Below are 24,804 nucleotides of genomic sequence, written 5' to 3'. Positions count from 1 at the left end.
CGGCGTGAAAACCAGCGCTGAGTGGAGGAAATCACGCCGAAATCACTCGCGGGGCCACCTCGCCCCGCGCCGGAGTCCACGCGCCGCGGCCGCCGCACTCGCCTCGTCGAGCACCTGCCGCACCGGCGCCCCACGTCGCCGCGCGAGCGCCGCCGCGTCGTCGAACTCGGGGGTGGCCACGTCGATGACCCCGTCGCGCAGCCCCAGCTTGATCCGGATCTGCCCGTCGGGCAACTCGACCGCGAGCACCTCGCGGTCCAGCGCGTTGCGTACCACCTCGGTTACGCGCACGCCCAAAGTGCCTGTGAGCGCGAAAATCTCGGCACGCAGCCGATCGCGAGTCGCCTCGGTCGCCAGCACGCTGAGGGTGTGTGCGGGCCTGCCCTTCTTCATGACGATCGGCACCAACCAGGCGTCGGCGGCGCCGGCGTCCAGCAGCGCGGCCAGCACGGTCGGCCACACGCGCGTGTCGAGATCGTCGATGTTGGTCTCCAGCACCGACATCGTCGAAACACCCGCGCCCGCGGTGTCGGCCAGCGGATCGCCGAGCACGACGCGAACCACGTTGGGCCGACCGGAGATGTCGCGGCTTCCCGCGCCCACCCCCACCGCGGCGACGGTCATCGACGGCATGGGGCCGCACCGCGTCGCCAGCCCGGTGATCAACGCCATCCCTGTCGGTGTCGCGAGTTCTCCTGTGCCGCCGGACAACACCTGCCAACCGCGCGCGAGGTCGAGCACGGCGGGCGCCGGCACCGGCAGCTCACCGTGAGCAGAGGTGACCCGTCCCGATCCCATTAGCACCGGGCTCGCCGTCACAGTGGTGACGCCCAGGTCGGTCAGCGCCGCGGCGACCCCGACCACGTCGGCGATGGCATCCCAGGAACCCACCTCGTGAAAGACCACTTCATCGGGCGCCCGGCCGTGCACGCGTGCCTCGGCCTCGGCGAGCCGGGCGAACACCGCCAGGGCGCTCTCGCGGATGTCCGCGACCAGTCCGGCCCGCCCGATCAGCGCGCGGATCTCGGCCCAGGCCCGGTGCGGGTGGCTCTCGGTGGCGCTGGTGACCTCGGCGCGCACGGCCCGCAGGCCGGCCCGATGGGTGGTGCGGACGTCGATGCCGACCTCGCCGGGCACCACGGCCGTCACCGCCGCGCGCACCGACTCCGGCGCGGCTCCGGCGTCGATCAGCGCACCGAGCAGCATGTCGCCCGCGACCCCCGCGGTCGCGTCGATCCATGCGATACGGCCGGAAGCTCTCACCTGTCGTCAGAACATGTCGTAGAACGAGATCGCGCCCACCGCGAAGATCGCGACCGCGGAGATCAACAGGTAGGCCGTGAACATCCGGCCGTCCCTGATCCGCGGATCGGTCTCCTTGAACGACAGGTACACGCACGCGATCGAAACCGCCACCAGGTAAAGGGCGTTGAGAATCCCGCCGAGCACCACCAACGCCAGCGGTGATGCCGCCACCACGCCCAGCCCGCCCCACAGGATCGGCTGAACGACCATCAGGATGCGCAGCCATCGGTCGCGCGCCTTGGAGTCGGTCCAGTCGAACACGTTGAAGACCGCGAGCGCGTTGGCGACCTGGCGGCTGAGGCTGGGCACATTGGCCAGGATCGTCTTGTAGAGGGCCAGAGCGGCGAAACCCAAGAACACCACACCGACCCAGTCGCCCATCACGTCGGTGAAGATGCGCGAGATCGTGGTGATCACTTCGCTTCCCGCGGGCACCAGCCCCTGCGGGTGAAGCACGGCCGCACCGAGCACATAGAACGACGCGGTCGACGTGGTGTAGATGACCCACGCGACCCAGACGTCCTTCTTCATCACGGCGATCCAGCCGCGGGCCCGGGCCACCCAGGCCTCGGAACCGTCGTTGGGACCCGTCCAGGCGGCGTAGCCCTTCTCGACACACCAGAACGAATACGACGTGATCTCGCCGGCGCCGACACCGGTGAGCCCGAACATCGCCAGCGCCACACCCATGGTGCCCGCCGCGAGTTGGAACTGCATACCGTGCGCAAGGTCGGAGATGCTCCAGGCGAACGGGGTGATCTGGATGCCGAACACCAGCACCACCACTGCCGCGGTGACGATGACGACCAGCACTGTCGACACCTTCTCGACGATCCCGTAGCGGTTGGCGATGTGAATCGCGATGGCGACCAACACCATCAGCAGCACCCAGAACGCGATCGACGCGGTGGTCGGGGAGTCGCCGCCGATCGGCACCAGCAGCGACAGCGCGAGCGCGGCCGCGCTGAGCACACCGGCCTGGCTGGTGAGGAACTGCAGGAACATCAACACCGCGAGATAGGAGACCCAGCCCCGCTTGGCGAACCTCGGGGGCACCCGGTTGTAGCCCTCGATGGCCGACTGTCCGGTGGAGATGGACCCAGCGGGCCACCTCGATCTGGACGGCCACCTTGACGAACGTCGAAACGAACACCAGCCACAGCAACAGGAAGCCGACCTCGGCGCCGAGCGTGGTCGCGGTGATCAGCTCACCCGAACCCACCACCGCGGCGCTGGTGATCATGCCGGGCCCGAGGAAGCGGACGCTGGGTCCCCAGCCCTTGGGGGGTTCCTTGATCTTCGCCGGATCCAGCGCGTAGGGGTCGCCGACGGCATCGCGTGCGCGCATCGGCTCGGAGGCTGTCGTCAAGGCCAACTCCTCACGTAGGTCGAGACCGTCGACGACGATGGGTGCCGGCGGACAATTGGACGATAGTTCGCCCATGCCGCTCGCGCGGTTCAATTCTCGCGGGCACATCCCGCCTTGTCACCGCAGGATCTTGGCCTTGATCAAGTCGAACTCCTCCGGGGTGATGACGCCCTCGTCGAGTAGTCGTTTGGCGTCGGCGATCTCCTGAGCGGGGGAGCGTCCGGTGGCCTCGAGCTCGGCGTCGCTGGTCAGGTGCGCCGCACGCGCGTCGGTGCGGGCCCGCACGGCCATCTCCTGCCCGCGCACGCTGAGGTACACCAGCGCCGTCAGATAGGGCAGGACCACCAGAAACAAGACCCACAGGGCTTTCGTCCAGCCCGGGCTCTGGTGATCACGCACGAAGAGATCGACCAGGATGTTGAACAGGATGAGCAGGTAGGCGATGAAGAGGAAGACCAGCACCGCAATCCAGAAGACCTGCCAGATGTCGTTCCACATATGACTCCTAGTTCACCGCCGGACGCGGCCGGGACACGTCATGGTCGGGTCAGCTTACGTTTCGGTTGCGCGGTCACGGAGATGATGCGGTCTATGGTGATGTACCGCTCGGGATCTATCCGGCAACACTCGAGGAGCATCTCTTGGCCACCGCGTCCAGCACCGACTGACGGTCGCCATGTTCGACTCGCTGCTGGACGTGCTCGGTCACGCGTGGTGGGCCTATCCGCTGATCCTGATCTTCTGCACCTTCGACGCCGTCATCCCCGCGCTGCCCAGCGAGACCGCGCTGCTGACCGGGGGCATCCTCGCGGCGGACGGCGCGATGGCGCTCTGGGGAGTGATCGTGATGGCGGCCGTCGGGGCGTTTCTCGGCGACAACCTCGCCTACTGGATCGGTCGTTCCGGTGAACGCTGGGCGCGGCGCCTGATCGGTCGGGGTGAGAAGGGCCGGCGGCGGATGGACTGGGCGCAAGCGGAGTTGGCCAAGCACGGCGGAGCGCTGGTGATCGTGGCCCGCTTCATCCCCGGTGGTCGCACCGCGACGACGATCGCCTGCGGGGTGCTGCGCTTCCCCTATCGGCAGTTCCTGGCGTTCGATGCGATCGGGGCCGTGCTGTGGGCGACGATCACCACCCTGATCGGCTATGTCGGCGGCCGTGCGTTCGCCGACAACTCGCTCGCGGCATTTCTGGTGTCGTTCGGTGTGGCGCTGGCCCTCGGCGCGGTGGTTGAGTCGATCCGATGGCTTCGTCGGCGACGGGCCCCCGACACCACGAGCGCAAAGGACGCGTGATGACCGACTACGGGCACGACCTTCTGTTCGGCACCTTCGTCACACCGGTCAACGATCCCGCGCGGCGCGCCGTCGAGCGGTCCGTCGTCGCCGACCGCGCGGGGCTGGATCTGGTGACGTTTCAGGATCATCCGTACGTCGCGAAGTTCCACGACACGTGGACGTTGATGTCCTACGTGGCCGCTCGGACCGAAAACGTCCGCCTCGCAGTCAATGTCACCAATCTGCCGCTGCGACCGCCGGCGGTGCTGGCCCGCGCGGTGGCCTCGCTGGATCTGCTCAGTGGGGGACGGGTCGAACTGGGCCTCGGCGCCGGGGCGTTCTGGGACGGCGTCGTCGCGATGGGCGGGCCCCGCCGTACACCGGGGGAGTCGATCGAGGCGCTGCAGGAAGCCATCGCCATCATCCGGGGCATCTGGGACGTCGACGCGTCGGGGCCGTTGGTTGTCGACGGCCACCATTACCGCGTGCAGGGTGCCAAGCGCGGCCCGGCACCCGCCCACGACGTCGGGATCTGGGTGGGCGCATACAAACCGCGCATCTTGCGGGTGGTCGGTCGCGTCGCCGACGGCTGGCTGCCTTCGGTGCAGTATCTGCCGGGCGGCATCACCGACCTGGCGGAGATGAACCGGCACATCGACGAGGCGGCGGCCCAGGCCGGACGGGAACCCCGCGCGATCCGCCGTCTGCTCAACATCGGGGGTCGGTTCTCGGCCAACGGATCCGGCTTCCTGGACGGCCCGCCCCGGCAGTGGGCCGAGGAACTCGCCGACGTCGCACTCGGCTATGGCATCAGCGGCTTCGTGCTCGCCTCCGACGACACCGAGGTCACCGAGCGATACGCCCAGGACGTCGCACCCGCCGTGCGTGAGCAGGTGGCCGCCGAGCGCGGCTGACCCGTCAGGCCTTCACGGTGGCGCCCCTGGCGACACCCGCGGCCGCATACACCTGGTCCTCGTTGAGCGTCTCGTGGACCAGCAGCTCCGCGACGATACCTTCGAGTCGGTCTCTGTTGTTGCGCAACAACTCTCGCGCCTCCGCGTAGCAGTCGTCGATGAGTCGGCGGACTTCCTGGTCGACGGCGCCCAGCATGGAGTCCGAAATGCCTGCCATCCGTGGATCACCCTCACGCGGCAGCACCGACACCGGGCCGACGCGGTCGGACATGCCCCATCTGCCGACCATGCCGCGCGCGACGTTGGTCGCGGTCTCCAGGTCGCTCTCGGAGCCGGTGGTGACCACGCCGTAGATCTCCTCCTCGGCTGCCATCCCGCCCAGCGCCCCGATGATGCGCCCGCGCAGGTAGTCCGCGGTGTATCCGTAGCGGTCCTCGTCGGGGGTGGACAGGGTGACGCCCAACGCATGACCGCGCGGGATGATCGACACCTTGCGCACCGGGTCCGCGCCCGGTTGCAGCATGCCCAGCAGCGCGTGGCCGGCCTCGTGGTAGGCGGTGCGGCGACGTTCCTCCTCGGGCAACACGATGTGGCGGGCGGTGCCCAGTTGTACCTTCTCGAGCGCGTCGAACAGATAGCGGTCCGTGACGTGGGTCAGCCCGTCGCGCGCGGCGGCCAGCGCGGCCTCGTTGACCAGGTTGGCCAGGTCCGCGCCGGTCATTCCGGGTGTCGCGGCGGCGACCTTGTCGAGGTCGACGTCGTCGGCCAGTGGCACCGAACGGGTGTGCACTTCGAGGATGGCGACGCGACCCTTGCGGTCGGGCGGGTTGACGGTGACCTGGCGGTCGAACCGTCCCGGTCGCAGCAGCGCGGGGTCGAGAATGTCGGGTCGGTTCGTCGCGGCGAGCACCACCACACCCTCGGACCCGCTGAAGCCGTCCATTTCGGTGAGGATCTGGTTGAGCGTCTGCTCACGTTCGTCGTGTCCACCCACGGTGGCCGCGTTGCTGCGGGAGCGGCCGATGGTGTCGATCTCGTCGATGAAGATGATCGCGGGGGCGACCTTGCGGGCCTCCTCGAACAGTTCGCGCACCCGGGAAGCGCCGACGCCGACGATCATCTCGATGAACTCGGCGCCGCTGGCGGAGAAGAACGGCACGTTGGCTTCGCCGGCCGTCGCCCTGGCCAGCAGCGTCTTTCCGGTGCCCGGCGGGCCGGTCAGCAGCACCCCCTTGGGCACCTTGGCGCCGAGCTTGCGGTACTTCTCCGGATTGCGCAGATAGTCGACGATCTCGTTGATCTCGGCCTTGACCTCGTCGATGCCCGCGACGTCGTCGAAGGTCGCCCGCACCGATTCCGGGTCGACGGGCTTCTTCTTGCGGGTGCTCACGCCGAACATGCCGGTTCCGCCGCCCATCTTCTGGGCGCGCCGGAACAGCCAGAACCAGAACCCGACCAGCAACAGGATCGGCGCAAACGAGATCAACAGGTTCCAGAAGATGCCCCGGTCGTTGGTCAGGGGGGTCGCCGAAACCTTTGTGCCGCCGTCCTTTAGCTGGGTGAGCAGATCGTCCCGGGCATACGTCGGGCGCTCGGTGGTGAATCGCTCGTAGGTCTTGGCGGGGTCGTCCTGGTCGGGTACGGGCCTGGGTTCTCGCAGGGTGCCCTCGATGGTGTCGCCCCGCGAGAACACCTCGGCGACGTTGTGCTGGTCCACCTGTGCGGTGAACTCGGTGTAGGCGATCTGGGTCGGTCCGCCCAGCGAATCCTGGACCGACAACATGCTGAACACCAGCAGGTAGCCGAGTCCGAGGTAAATCAGGATGATCCACCAGCGTGGTCGCGGACGGTCGCCGTCGGCGCCCTCGCCCTGGGTCGGCAGCCCCTCCGTGCGCCACGGTTTGGGGTCGGCCCTGTCCGAAGGTGCGGACGCTTCTGCCTTGCGTGCGCCGTTGGACCGCGGTGACTCGTTCATCGTCTCCAAATTAGTCGGGTTTTGCCGCCTGCCGGAGGTGAGCGTCGTCTTCCCGACGCTCGGCCGCGCGAGGGGGTGTCAACGCGCTTCGGTGGTGGCCCTGCGGCGGGCCCGCCTCGGGCTGATCGACTCTGCCCGCAGGTAGCCGCTCAGGCCCAGCGCGGTCACGATCGCACCGGCAATCGACGCCGTCGCGCCCGCGGGCTCACCGACGAAACCGACCACCCACGGCGAAACGAACAGCGCAAAGCCCACGATCGCGAGCGTCATGTAGTCACGCGTCGCGTCCGCGGCCAGAAGCGACCAAAGGCCGATCACCGCCGCCATCCCGCCCAGCCCCACGTTGACGACGACGCCGGCGGTGCTGGCGGGCATCACGATGGCCGCGAGCACCGTGGCCACGCCGACGCCCAGGGCCGCTCGGCTGAGCCATGCGATCGGACCGCGCTCGGCACTGCCTGCGGGTTGCGCGCCCGGTGCGACAAGCCCTGCGGGCGGTATGGAACGCAGCCAGCCCACGCCGCCGAGAACCATCGCGGCAAAGCCCGCCACCCAGGCCGTCCACGCGGCGCCGCGATCGGTGACGAACGCTTCGCCCAGAAATGGCATGAGGAACGTCGCCACGCCGACCACGAGCAGGCCGAAGTAGCTCGGCGCGCGGTTGCGAACCAGCAGTGACAGCAATGCGAAGAACGCGATGAATGCGCCGAACCCGAGTGTGAGGCCGGCGCCGACTGCCGTTTCGGTGACCGTGAGAGAGCCCGCCACCGCGGCGGCGCCGGCTGCCAGGCCCAGGCCGCTGATCCACGATCTCGCCGATGGGGCTGCTCTGTCATGTCGCGTCATATACGTCTCGTCCTCCTTGTGACAATTAGTTGGTATTATCCAACTATAAACGATTTAGTTGGGGAAAGCCCAACTATTGTGGCAGGAGAGACCATGGCGGAACGCGAACTGGGCGAAGACCGCTCGATCTACGAGGCGATCAGGCAGATCGCGCGGTGGTCCAACCGTCCGGACACGCGCGTCAAGCTGCTCGGTCGGGCCGGACAGGATCTCTCGCCGATCGACGTGGACCTGCTACGCGCGATCGTCGCGGCCGGCCCGGTGCGGGTCTCGGATCTCGCGCAGTGGCAGGGCGTGGACAAGTCGACCATGTCCCCACAGGTTCGCCGGCTCGAGCTGCGCGAGCTCATCCGGCGCCGGCCGGACCCTGTCGACAAGCGCGCCGTTCTGCTCGCCGCGACCGCGAAGGGACAGCGGACGTGTCAGCGCATGGACATCGCAGGCACCCAGGTCATCGCGCAGGCCTTGGAGCAGTGGCCCGGCCGTGATCGGCAGCTGCTGGCCACACTTCTCAGCCGGTTCGCCGACGATCTCACCGCATCGGACCAACCCCGACGGTCGACCCGATGAGCACTGCTCTGACCGCCGCCCGTCTGTAGCGGATAGGTCAGGGCGCTTCTCACCGTCGAAGCCTCGTCGAAAATGACGTGAGGGTCGTGATACGTCGCCGACCACGACCATGGTGTCGATCTCGCGAATCGCGAACCTGCCGCTAGGGTCACAGCCGTGCTGATCGCGATCGAAGGCGTCGACGGTGCGGGCAAGCGCACGCTGACTGCCGGCCTGCGCGCCGCGCTGGAGGCGGCCGGCAAGTCGGTCGCCAGCCTCGCGTTCCCCCGGTACGGCATCTCGATAGAAGCCGATCTCGCCGCGGAGGCGCTGCACGGCGCACACGGCGACCTGGCCGAATCGGTACACGCGATGGCGGTGCTGTTCGCCCTCGACCGGGCGGGCGCCCGCGACGAGATCGCGCGCCTGAGCGCCGGCAACGACGTCGTCATCCTGGACCGCTATGTCGCATCCAACGCCGCCTACAGCGCCGCCCGGCTGCACCAGGGCGCCGACGGCGAGGTTGTCGAATGGGTGCGCCGACTCGAATACGACCGCCTGGGCCTACCGCCGCCGGCCGCCCAGGTGTTGTTGGCGGTACCCGCCGAGCTGGCCGCCGAACGCGCCGACAACCGGGCTCGCGAGGAGGCCGACCGGGTCAAGGACGCCTACGAACGCGACGACGGTCTGCAGCGACGCACCGGCGAGGTGTACCGGCAGCTGGCCGCGGCCGGCTGGGGCGGCCGGTGGCGTACCGCCGAAGCGGACGTCGACGCCGCCGTATTGGCCACCGAGCTGCTTCAATAGCCGACTTCCAAGCCGACTCGCGGGCGTGCTACCCGGGTTTTATCGCGATTCGGTGACACCATGGACACCATGAGGCAAAGGATTCTGGTTGTCGACGACGACCCGTCGCTGGCTGAGATGCTCACCATCGTGCTGCGGGGAGAGGGCTTCGACACCGCGGTCATAGGTGACGGGACGCAGGCCCTCACGGCGGTCCGCGAGCTGCGGCCCGACCTGGTGCTGCTCGACCTGATGCTGCCCGGCATGAACGGCATCGACGTATGCCGGGTGCTGCGCGCGGACTCGGGCGTGCCGATCGTGATGTTGACGGCCAAGACCGACACCGTCGACGTGGTACTGGGCCTGGAGTCGGGCGCGGACGACTACGTGATGAAGCCGTTCAAACCCAAGGAACTCGTGGCGCGTGTTCGAGCAAGGCTGCGGCGCAACGAAGACGAGCCCGCCGAGATGCTCTCGATCGGCGACGTCGACATCGACGTGCCCGCCCACAAGGTCACCCGGCAGGGCGAGCAGATCTCGCTGACTCCGCTGGAATTCGACCTGTTGGTGGCGTTGGCGCGGAAACCGCGGCAGGTGTTTACTCGTGATGTGCTGCTCGAACAGGTGTGGGGGTATCGACACCCCGCGGACACCCGTTTGGTGAACGTGCATGTCCAGCGCCTGCGGGCCAAGGTCGAGAAGGACCCGGAGAACCCGCAGGTGGTGTTGACCGTTCGAGGAGTGGGGTACAAGGCCGGACCTCCGTGATCGCACCGCTCGCCGCTCGGCGGTGGCCGTGATCTTCAGTTCCAGACGGCGGATCCACCGCCGGTCGGCCCCGCTTGTCCGGGGCCTCGGCGCGCTGGGCCGCGCGCTCGGTCTGGCCTGGCGCCGCTCCCTGCAGTTGCGGGTGGTGACCCTGACCCTCGGGCTGTCGCTGGCCGTCATCCTGGTGCTCGGCTTCGTGCTGACCAGCCAGATCACCGATCGCATCCTCGAGGTCAAGGTGCGCGGGGCCACCGAGGAGGTCGACCGCGCCCGCGCCACGGTCAGCGGCATCGTCGGTGGGGAGGAGACCCGCTCGCTGGACAGCAGCCTGCAACTGGCCCGCAACACGCTGATCGACCGCACCGCCGACGCCAGCCCCGGGCTGGCGGGCACCTTCGACGCGGTGTTGGTGGTGCCCGGTGACGGGCCGCGCGCGGCGACCGCGGCGGGCCCGGTGCAACAGGTGCCCAACGCACTGCGGGAATTCGTCAAGGCCGGTCAGGTCAGTTATCAGTACGCCACCGTGCACACCGACACCTTCTCCGGGCCCGCGCTGATCGTCGGCAGCCCGACTACAGCTTCCACGTCGTCGGTGACCAATCTCGAGCTGTACCTGATCTTCCCGCTGAACAACGAGGAGTCCACGATCGCGCTGGTGCGCGGCACGATGGCCACCGGTGGGGTGGTGCTGCTGGGTCTGCTCGCCGCGATCGCCCTGCTGGTCGCGCGCCAGATCGTGCTGCCCGTGCGCTCGGCGTCGCGCATCGCCGAGCGGTTCGCCGAGGGCCACCTGACCGAGCGCATGCCGGTGCGCGGCGAGGACGACATGGCCCGGCTGGCGGTGTCGTTCAACGACATGGCCGAAAGCCTGTCGCGCCAGATCACCCAGCTCGAGGAGTTCGGCAATCTGCAGCGCCGCTTCACCTCCGACGTCAGCCACGAGTTGCGCACCCCGCTGACCACGGTGCGGATGGCCGCCGACCTGATCCACGACAACAGCGAGGAACTCGACCCGGCGCTGCGCCGCTCGACCGAGCTGCTGGTCAGCGAGCTCGACCGGTTCGAGTCGCTGCTCAACGACCTGCTGGAGATCTCGCGTCACGACGCCGGGGTGGCCGAATTGTCGGTCGAATCGGTGGACCTGCGCGCCACGGTGCAAAGCGCACTGGACAACGTCGGGCACCTCGCCGCCGACGCCGAGGTCGAACTCGTGGTCGACGTGCCCGCCGACGAGGTGATCGCCGAGGTGGACGCGCGCCGGGTGGAGCGCATTTTGCGCAACCTCATCGCCAACGCCATCGATCACGCCGAACGCAAGCCGGTGCGGATCCGGATGGCCGCCGACGAGGACACCGTCGCGGTCACCGTGCGCGATCACGGGGTCGGGCTGCGCCCCGGTGAGGAGAAGCTGGTCTTCAGCCGGTTCTGGCGGTCGGACCCGTCGCGGGTGCGCCGTTCCGGCGGTACCGGGCTGGGGCTGGCGATCAGCATCGAAGACGCCCGGCTGCACCAGGGCCGGCTGGAGGCCTGGGGGGAGCCGGGCAAGGGCGCGTGCTTCCGACTCACCCTGCCCTTGGTGCGCGGCCACAAGGTGACCACCAGCCCGTTGCCGCTCAAACCCATGGAGCCCGAACAGGATTCGCGATCCAATAGACCCAATGGCAACCGCGAACCGGCGCAGGAGAGCGTGTGAAACCCCTGCGACTGTTGTTCGTATGGCTGCTGGTGTTGGGCCTGGCGGGCTGCGCAGGCGTGCCCAGTTCGTCTGCGCCACAAGCCATCGGCACCGTCGACCGGCCCGCGCCGCCCAGTCTGCCCAAGCCGACGCCGGGCATGGACCCCGACGTGTTACTGCGCGAATTCCTCAAGGCCACCGCCGATCCGGCCAACCGGCATCTGGCCGCCCGGCAGTTCCTCACCGAATCGGCCTCGCGGGAATGGGATGACGCGGGCAGCGCGCTGCTGATCGACAACGTGGTGTTCGTCGAGACCCGCGGGCCCGACCGGGTATCGGTGCGCATGCGCGCCGACATCCTCGGATCGCTCTCCGACATGGGCGTTTTCGAGACCGGTGAAGGCGCGCTGCCCGATCCGGAGCCGATCGAACTGGTCAAGACGCCCGACGGGTGGCGCATCGACAAGCTGCCCAACGGGGTCTTTCTGGATTGGCAGCAGTTCCAGTCCACCTACAAGCGCCACACGCTGTATTTCGTCGACCCGACCGGGAGCACGGTGGTGCCCGACCCGCGCTATGTGGCGGTCTCCGATCCCGATCAGTTGGCCACCGAACTGGTGAGCAAGCTGATTGCCGGGCCACGTCCCGAGATGGCCGACACCGTGCGTAACCTGCTCGGGCCGCCGCTGAAGCTGCGCGGTCCGGTGACCCGTGCCGACGGCGGCAAGATGGGGGTCGGACGCGGGTACGGCGGCGCCCGCGTCGACCTGGACAACCTGTCGACCACCGACCCGCACAGCAGGCAACTCCTTGCGGCGCAGATCATCTGGACGTTGAACCGGGCCGGGGTCAGCGGGCCGTACGTGATCAACGCCGACGGCACCGCGCTGGACGACCGGTTCGCCGACGGCTGGGAGACCTCGGATGTGGCCGTCACCGACCCCGGTGCGGTGTCCGGCGCGGCGGCGGGCCTGCACGCGCTGGTGGGCGGTTCACTGGTGGCGTTGGACGGTCAGCGCGCGCCCCCGGTCCCGGGCGCGTTCGGCGCGATGCCCGGGCAGTCGGCGGCCACGGTGTCGCGCTCCGGGCAGGAGGTGGCCTCGGTGGTCACCGTGCGGGCGGGTGCACCCGACATGGCGTCGTCGCTGTGGGTCGGTCCGCTCGGCGGGCAGGCCGCGCAGGTGTTGGACGGGCGCAGCATGTCACGGCCGAGTTGGGCGCTCGACGACGCGATCTGGGTGGTGCTCGACGGCATCAACGTGGTGCGGGTGATTCAGGACGCCTCCGGACGGCCGGCCCGCCTGCCCGTCGACACCGCGATCGTGGCGAACCGGTTTCCCGGCGTGATCACCGAGCTTCAACTGTCGCGCGACGGGACCCGCGCGGCGATGGTCATCGAGGGCCAGGTGGTGCTCGCCGGAGTGCAGCAGACCCCCGACGGCGGATACGCGTTGACCTATCCGCGGCGACTGGGCTTCGGCATGCGCAACACCGTGGTCTCGTTGTCCTGGCGCACCGGTGACGACATCGTCGTCAGCCGCACCGACCCGCGACACCCGGTGTCATATGTCAACCTCGACGGCGTCAACTCCGACGGGCCCAGCCGCAACCTGCTGATGCCGGTCACCACCGTGGTCGCCAATCCCTCGACGGTCTACGTCGCCGACGCGCGCGGGGTGTTGCAGCTGTCGGGTTCGGCCGTCGACGACGATCCCGGCTGGGTGGAGGTCGGTCCGCTGATGGTGGCCGGCGCAGTGCCCGTGCTCCCGGGGTAGGCGCCCCAAGTATTGAGCAGCTGTCAGAGTCGAGCGCGATGATCGGGGCATGCTCGACCTCGTGCTGCCGCTGCAGTGCGGAGGGTGTGGCGCCCCCTCCACCCGGTGGTGCCGGGCATGCGCGCGCGAACTCGTCGTCAGGCCCGATCAACCCCATGTCGTGAGCCCCCGGGTGGATCCGGGCGTGCCCGTGTTCGCGCTGGGCCGCTATGTCGGCCCGCGTCGCGCCGCGATCGTCGCGGTCAAGGAACACGGGCGAGCCGACCTCGTCGACCCGCTGGGCCTCGCGCTGCACGGCGCGCTGGCCAACCTGCTGCGCTGGGGCGTGCTCGGCGCACCGTTGACGGTGGTGGCCGCCCCGACCCGTCGGTCGTCGGCCCGACGCCGGGGCGGCGATCCGGTCACCCGCATCGCCCGCGCCGCCACCGAGGGCCTGACCGGTGTCACCGTCGCGCAGGTGTTGCGCATGCGGGCCTTCGTGGTCGACTCCGTCGGCCTGTCCAGCGTTGACCGCCAACGCAACATCGCCGGCCGGGTGCGGATCACCCGACCCGTCGCGGGGGAGATCGTGGTCGTCGACGACGTCGTCACCACCGGCGCGACGGCCGCCGAATCGGTGCGCGTCCTGCAGGCCGCGGGCGCGTCGGCGGTGGCGGTCCTTGCGATCGCGAACGCCTGAAAGTGAAGAACTGGAAACGGACCAGTGAATCACTGGCACTACCGGATGAACACGGCTACCGTCGGCATCAAGCACCGTGAATGCCTCACGGCGGCGCGCATCATGTTCATCATGTAGCGCCACTTTCGCCGACCAACGGTAGGAGGTGAGCAGTCGACACCTTGCACCGGCGGGCGGCGCAGACATGCCAGCCCCTCGGCGCGTTTTGGAAGTAAGCCGGGCACGCGCACGCGTGCGGACGCAAAGAGAAACGAGTTGTCAAGCATGTCAACCCATTCCCTGGATTCTGACCGCACGATGGTGGTCGAGGACGTCAAGCCCGAACCCGATTCCGAGCCGCGCGCCGAAGTCGCGGTCACGGGTCGCAACGTCGAGGTTCCCGACCATTTCCGCACCTATGTCTCCGAGAAGCTGGCTCGTCTGGAACGTCTCGACCGCACGATCCACCTGTTCGGTGTCGAACTGCACCACGAGCGCAACAGGCGCCAACGCAAGAACTGTCAGAACGTCGAGATCACCGCGCGCGGTCGCGGCCCGGTGGTGCGAGCGGAAGGCTGCGGCGACAGCTTCTACGCCTCGTTCGAGTCGGCGCTGGACAAGTTGGAGGAACGACTGCGCCGCGCGAAGGACCGCCGCAAGATCCACTACGGCGACAAGCGGCCGGTGTCGGTGGCCGAGGCCACCGCGATGACGCCGCTGCCCGACCTGACCGGCGGTTCGGCCGACTCTGGGGTCGGCGGGGCCCAGTCTCAGGTCGACGGCTACGAACCCGGGCGCATCGTGCGGATCAAGGAACACCCGGCCACCCCGATGACCGTGGACGACGCCCTGTCGCAGATGGAACTGGTCGGCCACGACTTCTTCCTGTTCCACGACAAGGAAAGTGACCGGCCGTCGGTGGTCTACCGCCGCCACGCCTACGACTACGGATTGATCCGGCTGGCCTGATTCGGCACGTCTGACCGGCCCGGCTTGCGCGGTCGGGCCGGCAAGGCGCGCACGTCACCTACCATGGGTTGAGCTCATCGATTCCAACCCATAGGGGAACAAGCGTGCTGGATAGGTTGCTGCGCCTCGGCGAGGGCCGCATGGTCAAACGGCTCAAGGGGGTGGCCGACTATGTGGACTCCCTGTCCGACGACATCGAGAAGCTTTCCGACGCCGAACTGCGGGCCAAGACCGACGAGTTCAAGAAGCGGGCGGAGGGCGGCGAAAGCCTCGACGACCTGCTGCCCGAGGCGTTCGCGGTGGCCCGCGAGGCGGCCTGGCGGGTGCTGGGCCAAAAGCCGTTCAAGGTGCAGATCATGGGCGGCGCGGCGCTGCACTTCGGCAACGTCGCCGAGATGAAGACCGGTGAGGGCAAGACCCTGACCTCGGTGCTGCCGGCCTATCTCAACGCGTTGTCCGGCAACGGGGTCCATATCGTCACGGTCAACGACTACCTGGCCAAGCGCGACAGCGAGTGGATGGGCCGCGTGCACCGGTTCCTCGGCCTGGACGTCGGGGTCATCCTGTCGCAGATGACGCCCGATCAGCGTCGCGAGTCCTACGCCGCCGACATCACCTACGGCACCAACAACGAGTTCGGCTTCGACTACCTGCGCGACAACATGGCGCACTCGCTGGCCGACCTGGTGCAGCGCGGCCACAACTTCGCGATCGTCGACGAGGTCGACTCCATCCTCATCGACGAGGCGCGCACCCCGCTGATCATCTCCGGCCCGGCCGACGGCGCGTCGAACTGGTACACCGAGTTCGCGCGGATCGCGCCGCTGATGGAGAAGGACGTGCACTACGAGGTCGACATCCGCAAGCGGACCATCGGCGTGCACGAACTCGGCGTCGAGTTCGTCGAGGACCAGCTCGGCATCGACAACCTCTACGAGGCCGCCAACTCGCCGCTGGTCAGCTACCTCAACAACGCGATCAAGGCCAAGGAGCTGTTCCAGCGCGACAAGGACTACATCGTGCGCGACGGCGAGGTGCTCATCGTCGACGAGTTCACCGGCCGCGTGCTGGTCGGCCGCCGCTACAACGAGGGCATGCACCAGGCCATCGAGGCCAAGGAGCATGTCGAGATCAAGGCCGAGAACCAGACGCTGGCCACGATCACGCTGCAGAACTACTTCCGGCTCTACGACAAGCTCGCCGGCATGACCGGCACGGCCCAGACCGAAGCGGCCGAGCTGCACGAGATCTACAAGCTCGGCGTGGTGCCGATCCCGACCAACAAGCCGATGGTGCGCAGGGATCAGTCCGACCTGATCTACAAGACCGAAGAGGCCAAGTACATCGCGGTCGTCGATGACGTCACCGAGCGTTACGAGAAGGGCCAACCGGTCCTGATCGGCACCACCAGCGTGGAACGCTCCGAGTACCTGTCGCGGCAGTTCACCAAGCGCCGCATCCCGCACAACGTGCTCAACGCGAAGTACCACGAGCAGGAGGCGTCGATCATCGCCGAGGCCGGCCGCCTCGGCGCGGTCACGGTGGCCACCAACATGGCCGGTCGCGGCACCGACATCGTGCTCGGCGGCAACCCCGACTTCCTCACCGACAAGCGGCTGCGTGACCGCGGCCTCGATCCGGTGGAGACACCCGACGAGTACGAGAAGGCCTGGCACGAGGTACTGCCGCAGGTCAAGGCCGAATGCGCGAAGGAGGCCGAGGACGTCATCGCCGCGGGCGGCCTGTACGTGCTGGGCACCGAACGGCACGAGTCGCGCCGCATCGACAACCAGTTGCGGGGCCGGTCCGGCCGCCAGGGCGACCCGGGCGAGTCGCGGTTCTACCTGTCGCTGGGCGATGAGCTGATGCGGCGGTTCAACGGCGCGACGCTGGAGAGCCTGTTGACCCGGCTGAACCTGCCCGACGACGTGCCGATCGAGGCCAAGATGGTGACCCGCGCGATCAAGAGCGCGCAGACCCAGGTCGAGCAGCAGAACTTCGAGGTCCGCAAGAACGTCCTCAAGTACGACGAGGTGATGAACCAGCAGCGCAAGGTCATCTACGCCGAGCGCAGGCGCATCCTGGAGGGCGAGAATCTCGCCGAGCAGGCCCACAACATGCTCGTCGACGTGATCACCGCCTACGTCGACGGCGCCACCGCGGAGGGCTACGCCGAGGACTGGGATCTCGAACAGCTCTGGACCGCGCTGCGCCAGCTGTATCCGGTCGGCATCGACCACCACGACCTCATCGACTCCGACGCGATCGGCGAGCCCGGCGAGCTGACCCGCGAGGAGCTGCTCGAGGTGCTGATCGCCGACGCCGAGCGGGCCTACGCCGACCGCGAGAAGCAGCTCGAGGAGATCGCGGGCGAAGGCGCCATGCGCCAGCTCGAGCGCAACGTTCTGCTCAACGTGCTCGACCGGAAGTGGCGCGAGCACCTCTACGAGATGGACTACCTCAAGGAGGGCATCGGGCTGCGGGCCATGGCGCAGCGCGATCCGCTGGTGGAGTACCAGCGCGAGGGCTACGACATGTTCGTCGGCATGCTCGAGGGCCTCAAGGAGGAGTCGGTGGGCTTCCTGTTCAACGTGGCGGTGGAGCCCGCGCCCGCACCGGCGGTGGCGCCGGTCGCCACCCCGCAGGGGCTCGCCGAGTTCGCCCAGGCCGCAGCGGCCAAGGCGGCCGAGCAGGGCGGCGTCGCCACCAAGGAACGGCCCGCCCCGACGGGGTTGCGCGCCAAGGGAATTGACGACGAGGCACCGCCGCCGCTGACGTACTCCGGGCCGTCCGAGGACGGGTCGGCGCAGGTGCAGCGGTCCGGTGGCGGCGGTGGTAAGCACGCGGCGCCCGGCGGCACGCGCAAGGAGCGCCGGGAGGCCGCGCGGCAGCAGGCCAAGGCCGCCAAGGCCAGCCGCAGGCGGTAAGCCGACCTCAGCCCAGCTGCAGCGCGACCAGCCGCCAGCGGTCGCGGTGCAGTTCGATGCGTGCGGCCAGGGCATGCACGCGCCGACCGCGGGTGTAGGTGCCGAACACCTCGCACTCGGGCACGCACAGCGGTCCGTAACCGTCGACCGTGCGCACCCGCAGCCGACGCAGCGTCGCAGTCGGCGTCTTGGCCCTGGTCGGCCGCGTCATGGCGATGACGCTGTCCAGCAACGCCGGCGCCAGCAACGGACGAAGCTGCGCGACGGGCCTGCGGCGGTCGATCACCTCGAGCACCCGGCGCAGCGCGGCGTCGGCGAACATCACCGCGGTGGGCGGTGGTGCGGCTTCCCGGACCGCGGGCCGGGCTACCCGCGGTGCGCGGGCCGCGCGCCTGCGCAGCGGTGTCACCGACCGGCATGCGGCGGTGCCGATCACCGGCGGCTCATAGTCGATCACTGGGGCGACCAGGGCGGATTGTTCGGATGGGTGCTGCGGGACTGACATTGGTTACTCTCCAGCTGTCGACGTGGCGGGGCGACGTCTGCTGGAGAGTCACAGACCCGTCCATGATCGCACGGTTCGCGGGGGTGTCGATGCACCCGTGATGCGCGCAGGCCGCACCTGCGGATAACGTTGCGTGAGAGGCAAACCGCGGCCGGGCCGCATGAGGACACGGGGAGGAGCGGCGTCGCGATGGTGGCCAGGTTGTCGGCGGCGGACGCATCCTTCTTCCAGCTGGAGAACACGTCGACGCCGATGTACGTCGGTTTGTTGGCGATCCTGCGCAAACCGCGCAGCGGGTTGAGCTACGAGACCCTGCTGCGCACCGTCGAACAGCGGTTGCCGCAGATCCCGCGCTACCGCCAGAAGGTGCGAGAGGTGACGTTGGGCCTGGCGCGCCCGGTGTGGGTCGACGACCCCGACTTCGACATCACCTATCACGTGCGCCGCTCGGCGCTGCCCTCGCCGGGCAGCGAGGCCCAACTGCACGAACTGATCGCGCGGCTCGGCTCGCGGCCGTTGGACAAGTCGCGACCGCTGTGGGAGATGTACCTGATCGAGGGGCTGGCCAAGGGCCGCATCGCGCTGTACACCAAATCTCATCAGGCCCTCGTCAACGGCATGACGGCGCTGGAGATCGGACACGTCATCGCCGATCGCACCGCCAAGCCGCCGGAGTTCGGCGAGGACATCTGGATCCCGGCCCGCGAACCCAGCGACGGTCAACTGCTGCTCGGCGCGGCGGGGGAATGGATCACCCGGCCCGCCGACCAACTCGGCGCGGTGCGCTCGGCGGTCACCGATCTGGCCGCCAGCGGGGGCCAACTGCTCGACGTCGGGCGCCGATTCGTCGAGGTCGCCCGCACCGTCGCGCGCGGCACCGCGCCGAACAGCCCGCTGAACACGACCGTGTCGCGCAATCGCCGATTCACCGTGGCCGGCCACCAACTCGACGACTACCGGCTGGTGCGGGCCCGCTACGACTGCGACGTCAACGACGTGGTGCTTGCGGTGGTGGCCGGCGCGCTGCGCAACTGGTTGCTGTCGCGCGGGGAGCCGGTGACCTCGACGACGATGGTGCGCGCGATGGCGCCGATGGCGGTCTATCCCGACGCCGACCTGGACACCTCGGGTCCGGGCCAGGCGATGAGCGAGGTGTCACCGTTTCTCGTCGACCTGCCGGTCGGGGAGGGGAACCCGGTGGTGCGACTGTCCCAGGTCGCGCACGCCACCGAATCGCATCCGACCGCCGCCAGCCTGGTGGACGCCAGAACCATCGTCACACTGTCCGGTTTCGCCCCGCCGACCTTGCACGCCATGGGAATTCGTGTCGCGACCAGTTTCTCGGCCCGACTGTTCAATCTGTTGATCACCAATGTGCCCGGCGCGCAGAAGCAGATGTATGTCGCGGGGGCCAAACTGCTCGAGACCTATGCGGTGCCGCCGCTGCTGAGCAACCAGGTGCTCGCGATCGGGGTGACGTCCTACAACGGCATGCTCTACTACGGCATCCACGCCGACCGCGAGGCGATGAGCGATATCGACGTGTTGCCAGGGCTGCTGCGTGAGTCGGTGGAAGAACTGATAGAGGCCGCCACGTGAGCCGGCGCCACATTTGCGGGATTGACGGTTCAGGGTCGGGCGGGGTCGAATGACTACCTGATGACACTGCGCAGTGAAAACGAGAAGACCGACGAGGCCGATGAGACCACGGGGGAACTGAGCCCGCCGTCCGATCAAGTCGTCACCCACCCTGTCCTCGATCTACCCATCGACGAAGAGGTCTACCTGCGCTCCCGTGGCGTGGACTGGGTCGTCTTCGGGGTGACCGCCGTCATCGCGGTCGCCTTCCTGGCGTGGGGGTTCGTCAGCACCGAGTCGCTGGCCGAGGCGTCCGGCAGCGCGCTGGGCTGGGTGATGAACAACACCGGCTGGCTGTTCGTCCTGACGGCGTCGGGCTTCGTGCTGTTCGTGCTGTGGTTGGCGATCAGCCGGTACGGCAACATCCCGCTGGGCCGTGACGACGACGAACCCGAATTCCGGACGGTGTCGTGGATCGCGATGATGTTCTCCGCCGGCATGGGCATCGGGCTGATGTTCTTCGGCGTCAGCGAGCCGCTGTCGCACTTCGTGACGCCGCCGCCGGGCACCGGCGAGCCGGGCAACCCGGAGGCCGTGCAGACCGCGATGGCCACCACGCTGTTCCACTGGACGCTGCACCCGTGGGCGATCTACGCGGTGGTGGGCCTGGCGATCGCCTACGGCGTCTATCGCAAGGGCCGGCTGCAACTGATCAGCGCGGCGTTCGAGCCGCTGCTGGGGCCGCGCGCCAACGGCGGGTGGGGCAAGGTCATCGACATGCTGGCGATCTTCGCCACGCTGTTCGGGTCGGCCGCGTCGCTGGGGCTCGGCGCACTGCAGATCCGCAGCGGCCTGCAGATCTTCGCGGGCATCGGCGCCACCGGCAACGCGATCCTGATCGGCATCATCGCGGTACTGACGTGCTGCTTCGTGCTGTCCGCGGTGTCGGGGGTGGCCAGGGGCATCCAGTGGCTGTCCAACATCAACATGGTGCTGGCGATACTTCTGGCGACCTTCCTGTTCGTGGTCGGCCCGACGGTGTTCATCCTCAACCTGATCCCGACGTCGGTGGGCAGCTACTTCCAGGATCTGGCGATGATGTCGGCCCGCACGGGCGCCGAGGGCGCCGACGTGAACACCTGGCTGCAGTCGTGGACGGTCTTCTACTGGGCCTGGTGGATCTCCTGGACCCCGTTCGTCGGCATGTTCATCGCCCGCATCTCCCGGGGCCGCACTATCCGGCAGTTCGTCGCCGGGGTGTTGCTGGTACCGAGCCTGGTGTCGCTGGTGTGGTTCTGCGTGCTCGGCGGGTCGGCGATCAACCAGCAACAATCGGGCGTCGACCTGGCCGGCGAGGGCAGTCTCGAGGAGCAGTTGTTCGGCACGCTCACCCAGTTCCCGTTCGCCGCGGTGGCCACCGTGCTGGTGATGGTGTTGGTGGCGATCTTCTTCGTCTCCGGCGCCGACGCCGCCTCGGTGGTGATGGGGGCGTTGTCCGAGCGCGGCACCATCAAGCCGACCAGGCCGACGGTGATCTTCTGGGGCGTCGCGACCGGCGCGGTCGCGGCGGTGATGCTGCTGGTCGGCGGGGAGGATGCGCTCACCGGTCTGCAGACGATCACGATCCTTGCCGCGGTGCCGTTCGTGGTGGTGATGGCCGGGTTGGCGGTGGCGCTGGTCAGGGACCTGCGTCGCGATCCGATGGTGGTGCGCCGCCAGTACGCGATGGAGGCGGTCAACGACGCGGTGATCACCGGTGTCACCAAGCACGGCGACGACTTCGTGATCGCTGTGCAAAAGGATCCCGACGCCGACAAGTAACCTCGCTTCGTGCGCGTCTACGTCCCGGCCACCCTGGCCATGCTGCAACGGCTCGTCGCCGACGGGTCGCTGCACGCCCGCAGCGGGACGGCGTTCGCGGTGACACCGACGCTGCGCGAGTCCTACGCCGCCGGCGACGACGACGAGTTGGCCGAGGTCGCGCTGCGTGAGGCCGCCCTGGCCTCGCTGCGACTGCTCTCCCACGACGACGGGGCGGCCGGCCTGCCGCCGCGGCGTGCGGTGCTGGTCGCCGACGTCGCCGAGGCCGAAGCCAGACCGGATCTCGACGATGCGGTGGTCCGGCTGTCGGGCCCGGTCGGGCTCGACGACGTGGTCGCGGTCTACGTCGACAACGCCGACGCAGAGGATGCGGTGTCGGCTGCGGTCGAGGCGATCGACGCGGCCGACCTCGGCGACGACGATGCGGATTTCGTGGTCGGCGACGCTCAGGACCATGACCTGGCCTGGTATGCCACCCAGGAACTGCCGTTCCTGCTCGACCTGCTCTGATTTCGGGGGCGAGTGTTGAGTTGTGCGACGCGAGTCGCCCCGCGCGTGACACCACGCGACATTCGCGCCCAAATTTTGCGTCGTCAACGACTTCCCCGACTGGATACGGGACCGTAGGTTACGGTACCGTAGGTTGTTATGGCCAAGAATTCCGTCAAGGTCTCGGCCAACGTCGCCGACACTGTTCGGCCGACCGTCGCAGGCAGGCGCCATCCCGTGTGGCATACGTTGCGCCGGGTCGCCGAGCGGATCACCACGCCGCTGTTGCCCGATGACTACCTCAAGCTGGCCAACCCGCTGTGGTCGGCGCGTGAGCTCCGCGGCCGGGTGCTGGCGGTGCGGCGCGAGACCGAGGATTCGGCCACGCTGGTCATCAAGCCAGGGTGGGGATTCTCCTTCGACTACCAGCCCGGCCAGTACATCGGCATCGGCGTGCCGGTCGAGGGCCGGTGGCGCTGGCGGTCCTATTCGCTGACCTCACCGGCGATCAAGGGCAGCCGCACGATCACGATCACGGTCAAGGCCATGCCCGAAGGCTTCCTGTCGACCCATTTGGTCGGTGGCCTGGCGCCCGGCACGATCGTGCGCCTGGCCGCCCCGCAGGGCAACTTCGTCATGCCCGATCCCGCTCCCGCCAAGGTGCTGTTCATCACCGGCGGCTCGGGCATCACGCCGGTGATGTCGATGCTGCGCACCCTGGCACGCCGCGGGCAGGTCACCGATATTGTTCACTTGCATTCCGCCCCAACGAAATCCGAGGTGATGTTCGCCTCGGAACTGACGCAGCTGGCGGATACCCACGACGGATATCGGCTGCGGCTGCGGCAGACCCGCACCGAGGGGCGCCTCGACCCGGCGCGACTGGACGACGAGGTGCCCGACTGGCGTGAGCGCCAGACCTGGGCGTGCGGGCCCGAGGGCATGCTCGAGGCCGTCGAGAAGCTGTGGTCGGCCGACGGTCGTTCCGACAGTCTGCACCTGGAGCGCTTCGCACTGTCCAAGGTCGCGGTGCACGGACAGGGCGGCACGGTGGAGTTCGCGCGCAGCGGCAAGTCGATCACCGTCGACGCGGCGACACCGCTGATGGACGCGGGCGAGACGGCCGGAATCCGGATGCCGTTCGGCTGCCGGATGGGCATCTGTCAGTCCTGTGTGGTCGGTCTGCTCGAGGGGCATGTCCGCGATCTGCGCACGGGCGCGGAGCACGAACCCGGATCACGGGTACAGACGTGTGTATCTGCGGCTTCGGGCGATTGTGTGCTCGATGTGTGAGGTTTACCGCCCAGTAACCTACGGGTACGTAGGTTACGGTAGCGTAGGTAAGCGAAGGGAGGCTGCCGATGGCAATCACTGACGTTCCCGAATTTGCACATCTGTCCGATGCGGACATCGAGGGACTGGCCGTCGAACTCGACGCCATCCGCCGCGACATCGAGGATTCCCTCGGCGAGCGCGACGCCCGCTACATCCGGCGCGCCATCGCGGCCCAACGGGCCCTGGAGGTGGCCGGGCGGGTGATGCTCGCGGCGAGTTCACGGCGTTCGGCGTGGTGGGCAGGCACCGTCACACTCGGCGTGGCCAAGATCATCGAGAACATGGAGATCGGCCACAACGTCATGCACGGCCAATGGGATTGGATGAACGATCCCGAGATTCACTCCTCGACGTGGGAGTGGGACATGAGCGGTGCGGCCAAGCACTGGCGCTTCACCCACAACTTCATGCACCACAAGTACACCAACATCCTGGGCATGGACGACGACGTCGGCTACGGCCTGCTGCGGGTGACCCGCGACCAGAAATGGAAGCCGCACAACATCTTCAACCTCGCGTACAACACCATGCTCGCGACGTTGTTCGAGTGGGGCGTGGGTCTGCAGCATCTGGAGCTGGGCAAGATCTTCAAGGGTCGCGACGACCGTGCCGCGACGCTGGTCCGGCTCAAGGAGTTCTCCACCAAGGCCGGCCGACAGGTGGTCAAGGACTACGTCGCCTATCCGGCGCTGACGTCACTGTCGCCCTGGGCCAGCTTCGCGTCGACGCTGAAGGCCAATGCGGTGGCCAACATCATCCGCAACCTGTGGTCCAACGCGGTGATCTTCTGCGGTCACTTCCCTGACGGCGCAGAGAAATTCACCAAGACCGACATGGTGGGTGAGACCAAGGGCCAGTGGTACCTGCGGCAGATGTTGGGCAGTGCGAACTTCGAGAACGGCCCGGTGCTGCGGTTCATGAGCGGCAACCTGTGCCACCAGATCGAGCATCATCTGTATCCGGATATTCCGAGCAACCGGCTCTACGAGGCGTCGATCCGGGTGCGCGAGGTGTGCGACAAATACGATCTGCCCTACACCACCGGCTCATTCCTGGTGCAGTACGGCAAGACGTGGCGCACCATCGCCAAACTCTCACTGCCGGACAGGTTCCTGCGTGACACCGCAGACGACGCGCCCGAGACTCGCAGCGAGCGGATGTTCGCCGAACTGGAGCCGGGCCAGCGGCGGGGGCTCAAGTCGGCGATCGCCGCCGTGCGGTCCCGTCGCCGCCAGAAGCGCTCGCAGCCCGCACCCGGCCTGGCCGCCTGACTCTGACGGCGTC

The 24,804-nt window shown here is 68.3% G+C and carries 22 protein-coding genes; 16 read left to right on the top strand and 6 right to left on the bottom strand.

Going from position 1 to position 24,804, the window contains the following annotated elements:
• Nucleotides 1-42: 42 nt before the first annotated feature.
• On the bottom strand, nucleotides 43-1,263 hold the full coding sequence (gene larC / locus ABQE89_RS07525) for a nickel pincer cofactor biosynthesis protein LarC (protein WP_448415667.1): 1,221 nt from the start codon (nucleotides 1,261-1,263) through the stop codon (nucleotides 43-45).
• Nucleotides 1,264-1,269: 6 nt separating this feature from the next.
• Nucleotides 1,270-2,400 (bottom strand): Nramp family divalent metal transporter, encoded by a 1,131-nt coding sequence (locus ABQE89_RS07520; protein ID WP_448415707.1) that lies wholly within the window; start codon nucleotides 2,398-2,400, stop codon nucleotides 1,270-1,272.
• 35 nt (nucleotides 2,401-2,435) lie between these two features.
• Between ABQE89_RS07520 and ABQE89_RS07515 the strand changes: the two genes are divergently transcribed.
• The gene (locus ABQE89_RS07515; protein ID WP_448415666.1) at nucleotides 2,436-2,624 is read left to right on the top strand and encodes a hypothetical protein; all 189 of its coding nucleotides are present in this window, start codon (nucleotides 2,436-2,438) and stop codon (nucleotides 2,622-2,624) included.
• 167 nt (nucleotides 2,625-2,791) lie between these two features.
• Here the strand turns inward: ABQE89_RS07515 and ABQE89_RS07510 are convergent, their stop codons facing one another.
• On the bottom strand, nucleotides 2,792-3,172 hold the full coding sequence (locus ABQE89_RS07510) for an SHOCT domain-containing protein (protein ID WP_448415665.1): 381 nt from the start codon (nucleotides 3,170-3,172) through the stop codon (nucleotides 2,792-2,794).
• 178 nt (nucleotides 3,173-3,350) lie between these two features.
• Here ABQE89_RS07510 and ABQE89_RS07505 point away from each other — a divergent pair, with 178 nt between their 5' ends.
• Complete coding sequence (locus ABQE89_RS07505) at nucleotides 3,351-3,968, top strand: DedA family protein (RefSeq protein WP_448415664.1); 618 nt, start codon at nucleotides 3,351-3,353, stop codon at nucleotides 3,966-3,968.
• On the top strand, nucleotides 3,968-4,864 hold the full coding sequence (locus tag ABQE89_RS07500; RefSeq protein WP_448415662.1) for an LLM class flavin-dependent oxidoreductase: 897 nt from the start codon (nucleotides 3,968-3,970) through the stop codon (nucleotides 4,862-4,864). Before ABQE89_RS07505 ends, ABQE89_RS07500 begins: the two co-directional genes overlap by 1 nt.
• Nucleotides 4,865-4,868: 4 nt before the next feature.
• Here the strand turns inward: ABQE89_RS07500 and ftsH are convergent, their stop codons facing one another.
• A complete protein-coding gene (gene ftsH / locus ABQE89_RS07495) occupies nucleotides 4,869-6,839 on the bottom strand; it encodes an ATP-dependent zinc metalloprotease FtsH (protein WP_448415660.1) in 1,971 nt (656 codons plus the stop codon).
• A 78-nt stretch (nucleotides 6,840-6,917) separates the two neighbouring features.
• A complete protein-coding gene (locus ABQE89_RS07490) occupies nucleotides 6,918-7,685 on the bottom strand; it encodes an SPW repeat domain-containing protein (RefSeq protein WP_448415658.1) in 768 nt (255 codons plus the stop codon).
• A 93-nt stretch (nucleotides 7,686-7,778) separates the two neighbouring features.
• Between ABQE89_RS07490 and ABQE89_RS07485 the strand changes: the two genes are divergently transcribed.
• The 8 genes from ABQE89_RS07485 (at nucleotide 7,779) to secA (ending at nucleotide 17,792) form a co-directional block, all read left to right on the top strand.
• A complete protein-coding gene (locus ABQE89_RS07485) occupies nucleotides 7,779-8,255 on the top strand; it encodes a MarR family winged helix-turn-helix transcriptional regulator (RefSeq protein WP_448415655.1) in 477 nt (158 codons plus the stop codon).
• A gap of 156 nt (nucleotides 8,256-8,411) precedes the next feature.
• A complete protein-coding gene (locus ABQE89_RS07480; protein ID WP_448415653.1) occupies nucleotides 8,412-9,041 on the top strand; it encodes a dTMP kinase in 630 nt (209 codons plus the stop codon).
• 60 nt (nucleotides 9,042-9,101) lie between these two features.
• Nucleotides 9,102-9,788, top strand: coding sequence for a two-component system response regulator MtrA (gene mtrA, locus ABQE89_RS07475; protein ID WP_014814652.1), 687 nt, complete (start codon nucleotides 9,102-9,104; stop codon nucleotides 9,786-9,788).
• Between the two features lie 28 nt (nucleotides 9,789-9,816).
• Nucleotides 9,817-11,481 (top strand): MtrAB system histidine kinase MtrB, encoded by a 1,665-nt coding sequence (gene mtrB / locus ABQE89_RS07470; RefSeq protein ID WP_448415651.1) that lies wholly within the window; start codon nucleotides 9,817-9,819, stop codon nucleotides 11,479-11,481.
• Nucleotides 11,478-13,238, top strand: a complete 1,761-nt coding sequence (gene lpqB / locus ABQE89_RS07465; RefSeq protein WP_448415649.1) for an MtrAB system accessory lipoprotein LpqB — start codon at nucleotides 11,478-11,480, stop codon at nucleotides 13,236-13,238. Before mtrB ends, lpqB begins: the two co-directional genes overlap by 4 nt.
• A 49-nt stretch (nucleotides 13,239-13,287) precedes the next feature.
• On the top strand, nucleotides 13,288-13,917 hold the full coding sequence (locus ABQE89_RS07460; protein ID WP_448415647.1) for a ComF family protein: 630 nt from the start codon (nucleotides 13,288-13,290) through the stop codon (nucleotides 13,915-13,917).
• Between the two features lie 264 nt (nucleotides 13,918-14,181).
• Nucleotides 14,182-14,865, top strand: coding sequence for a ribosome hibernation-promoting factor, HPF/YfiA family (gene hpf / locus ABQE89_RS07455; RefSeq protein WP_448415645.1), 684 nt, complete (start codon nucleotides 14,182-14,184; stop codon nucleotides 14,863-14,865).
• Nucleotides 14,866-14,969: 104 nt separating this feature from the next.
• Complete coding sequence (gene secA / locus ABQE89_RS07450) at nucleotides 14,970-17,792, top strand: preprotein translocase subunit SecA (RefSeq protein ID WP_448415643.1); 2,823 nt, start codon at nucleotides 14,970-14,972, stop codon at nucleotides 17,790-17,792.
• A gap of 7 nt (nucleotides 17,793-17,799) precedes the next feature.
• On the opposite strand, the gene ABQE89_RS07445 is transcribed toward secA, so the two are convergent.
• On the bottom strand, nucleotides 17,800-18,297 hold the full coding sequence (locus ABQE89_RS07445) for an Rv3235 family protein (protein WP_448415641.1): 498 nt from the start codon (nucleotides 18,295-18,297) through the stop codon (nucleotides 17,800-17,802).
• Between the two features lie 189 nt (nucleotides 18,298-18,486).
• Here ABQE89_RS07445 and ABQE89_RS07440 point away from each other — a divergent pair, with 189 nt between their 5' ends.
• From ABQE89_RS07440 to ABQE89_RS07420, 5 genes are all read left to right on the top strand, one after another.
• Nucleotides 18,487-19,896, top strand: coding sequence for a WS/DGAT/MGAT family O-acyltransferase (locus ABQE89_RS07440; protein ID WP_448415639.1), 1,410 nt, complete (start codon nucleotides 18,487-18,489; stop codon nucleotides 19,894-19,896).
• Between the two features lie 60 nt (nucleotides 19,897-19,956).
• Nucleotides 19,957-21,696, top strand: a complete 1,740-nt coding sequence (locus tag ABQE89_RS07435) for a BCCT family transporter (RefSeq protein WP_448415637.1) — start codon at nucleotides 19,957-19,959, stop codon at nucleotides 21,694-21,696.
• A 9-nt stretch (nucleotides 21,697-21,705) separates the two neighbouring features.
• Nucleotides 21,706-22,206, top strand: a complete 501-nt coding sequence (locus tag ABQE89_RS07430) for a DUF6912 family protein (protein WP_448415634.1) — start codon at nucleotides 21,706-21,708, stop codon at nucleotides 22,204-22,206.
• A gap of 138 nt (nucleotides 22,207-22,344) precedes the next feature.
• Complete coding sequence (locus ABQE89_RS07425) at nucleotides 22,345-23,478, top strand: ferredoxin reductase (protein WP_448415632.1); 1,134 nt, start codon at nucleotides 22,345-22,347, stop codon at nucleotides 23,476-23,478.
• Between the two features lie 68 nt (nucleotides 23,479-23,546).
• Entirely contained in the window at nucleotides 23,547-24,791 is a 1,245-nt protein-coding gene (locus ABQE89_RS07420; protein ID WP_448415630.1) for a fatty acid desaturase family protein, read from the top strand.
• Nucleotides 24,792-24,804: the final 13 nt, after the last annotated feature.

The sequence above is a fragment of the Mycolicibacterium sp. XJ1819 genome, from assembly GCF_053483675.1.
The sequence above is the reverse complement of the archived record's forward strand: the minus strand, read 5'-3'. Positions and strand labels throughout refer to the sequence as shown.

Coding starts and splice junctions, on each gene's coding strand:
- ABQE89_RS07510 (WP_448415665.1), bottom strand. CDS start 3,172: ATGTGGAACGACATCTGGCAGGTCTTCTGGATTGCGGTGCTGGTCTTC.
- ABQE89_RS07505 (WP_448415664.1), top strand. CDS start 3,351: ATGTTCGACTCGCTGCTGGACGTGCTCGGTCACGCGTGGTGGGCCTAT.
- ABQE89_RS07500 (WP_448415662.1), top strand. CDS start 3,968: ATGACCGACTACGGGCACGACCTTCTGTTCGGCACCTTCGTCACACCG.
- ftsH (WP_448415660.1), bottom strand. CDS start 6,839: ATGAACGAGTCACCGCGGTCCAACGGCGCACGCAAGGCAGAAGCGTCC.
- ABQE89_RS07490 (WP_448415658.1), bottom strand. CDS start 7,685: ATGACGCGACATGACAGAGCAGCCCCATCGGCGAGATCGTGGATCAGC.
- ABQE89_RS07485 (WP_448415655.1), top strand. CDS start 7,779: ATGGCGGAACGCGAACTGGGCGAAGACCGCTCGATCTACGAGGCGATC.
- mtrA (WP_014814652.1), top strand. CDS start 9,102: ATGGACACCATGAGGCAAAGGATTCTGGTTGTCGACGACGACCCGTCG.
- ABQE89_RS07460 (WP_448415647.1), top strand. CDS start 13,288: ATGCTCGACCTCGTGCTGCCGCTGCAGTGCGGAGGGTGTGGCGCCCCC.
- hpf (WP_448415645.1), top strand. CDS start 14,182: ATGTCAACCCATTCCCTGGATTCTGACCGCACGATGGTGGTCGAGGAC.
- ABQE89_RS07445 (WP_448415641.1), bottom strand. CDS start 18,297: ATGTCAGTCCCGCAGCACCCATCCGAACAATCCGCCCTGGTCGCCCCA.
- ABQE89_RS07440 (WP_448415639.1), top strand. CDS start 18,487: ATGGTGGCCAGGTTGTCGGCGGCGGACGCATCCTTCTTCCAGCTGGAG.
- ABQE89_RS07435 (WP_448415637.1), top strand. CDS start 19,957: ATGACACTGCGCAGTGAAAACGAGAAGACCGACGAGGCCGATGAGACC.
- ABQE89_RS07425 (WP_448415632.1), top strand. CDS start 22,345: ATGGCCAAGAATTCCGTCAAGGTCTCGGCCAACGTCGCCGACACTGTT.
- ABQE89_RS07420 (WP_448415630.1), top strand. CDS start 23,547: ATGGCAATCACTGACGTTCCCGAATTTGCACATCTGTCCGATGCGGAC.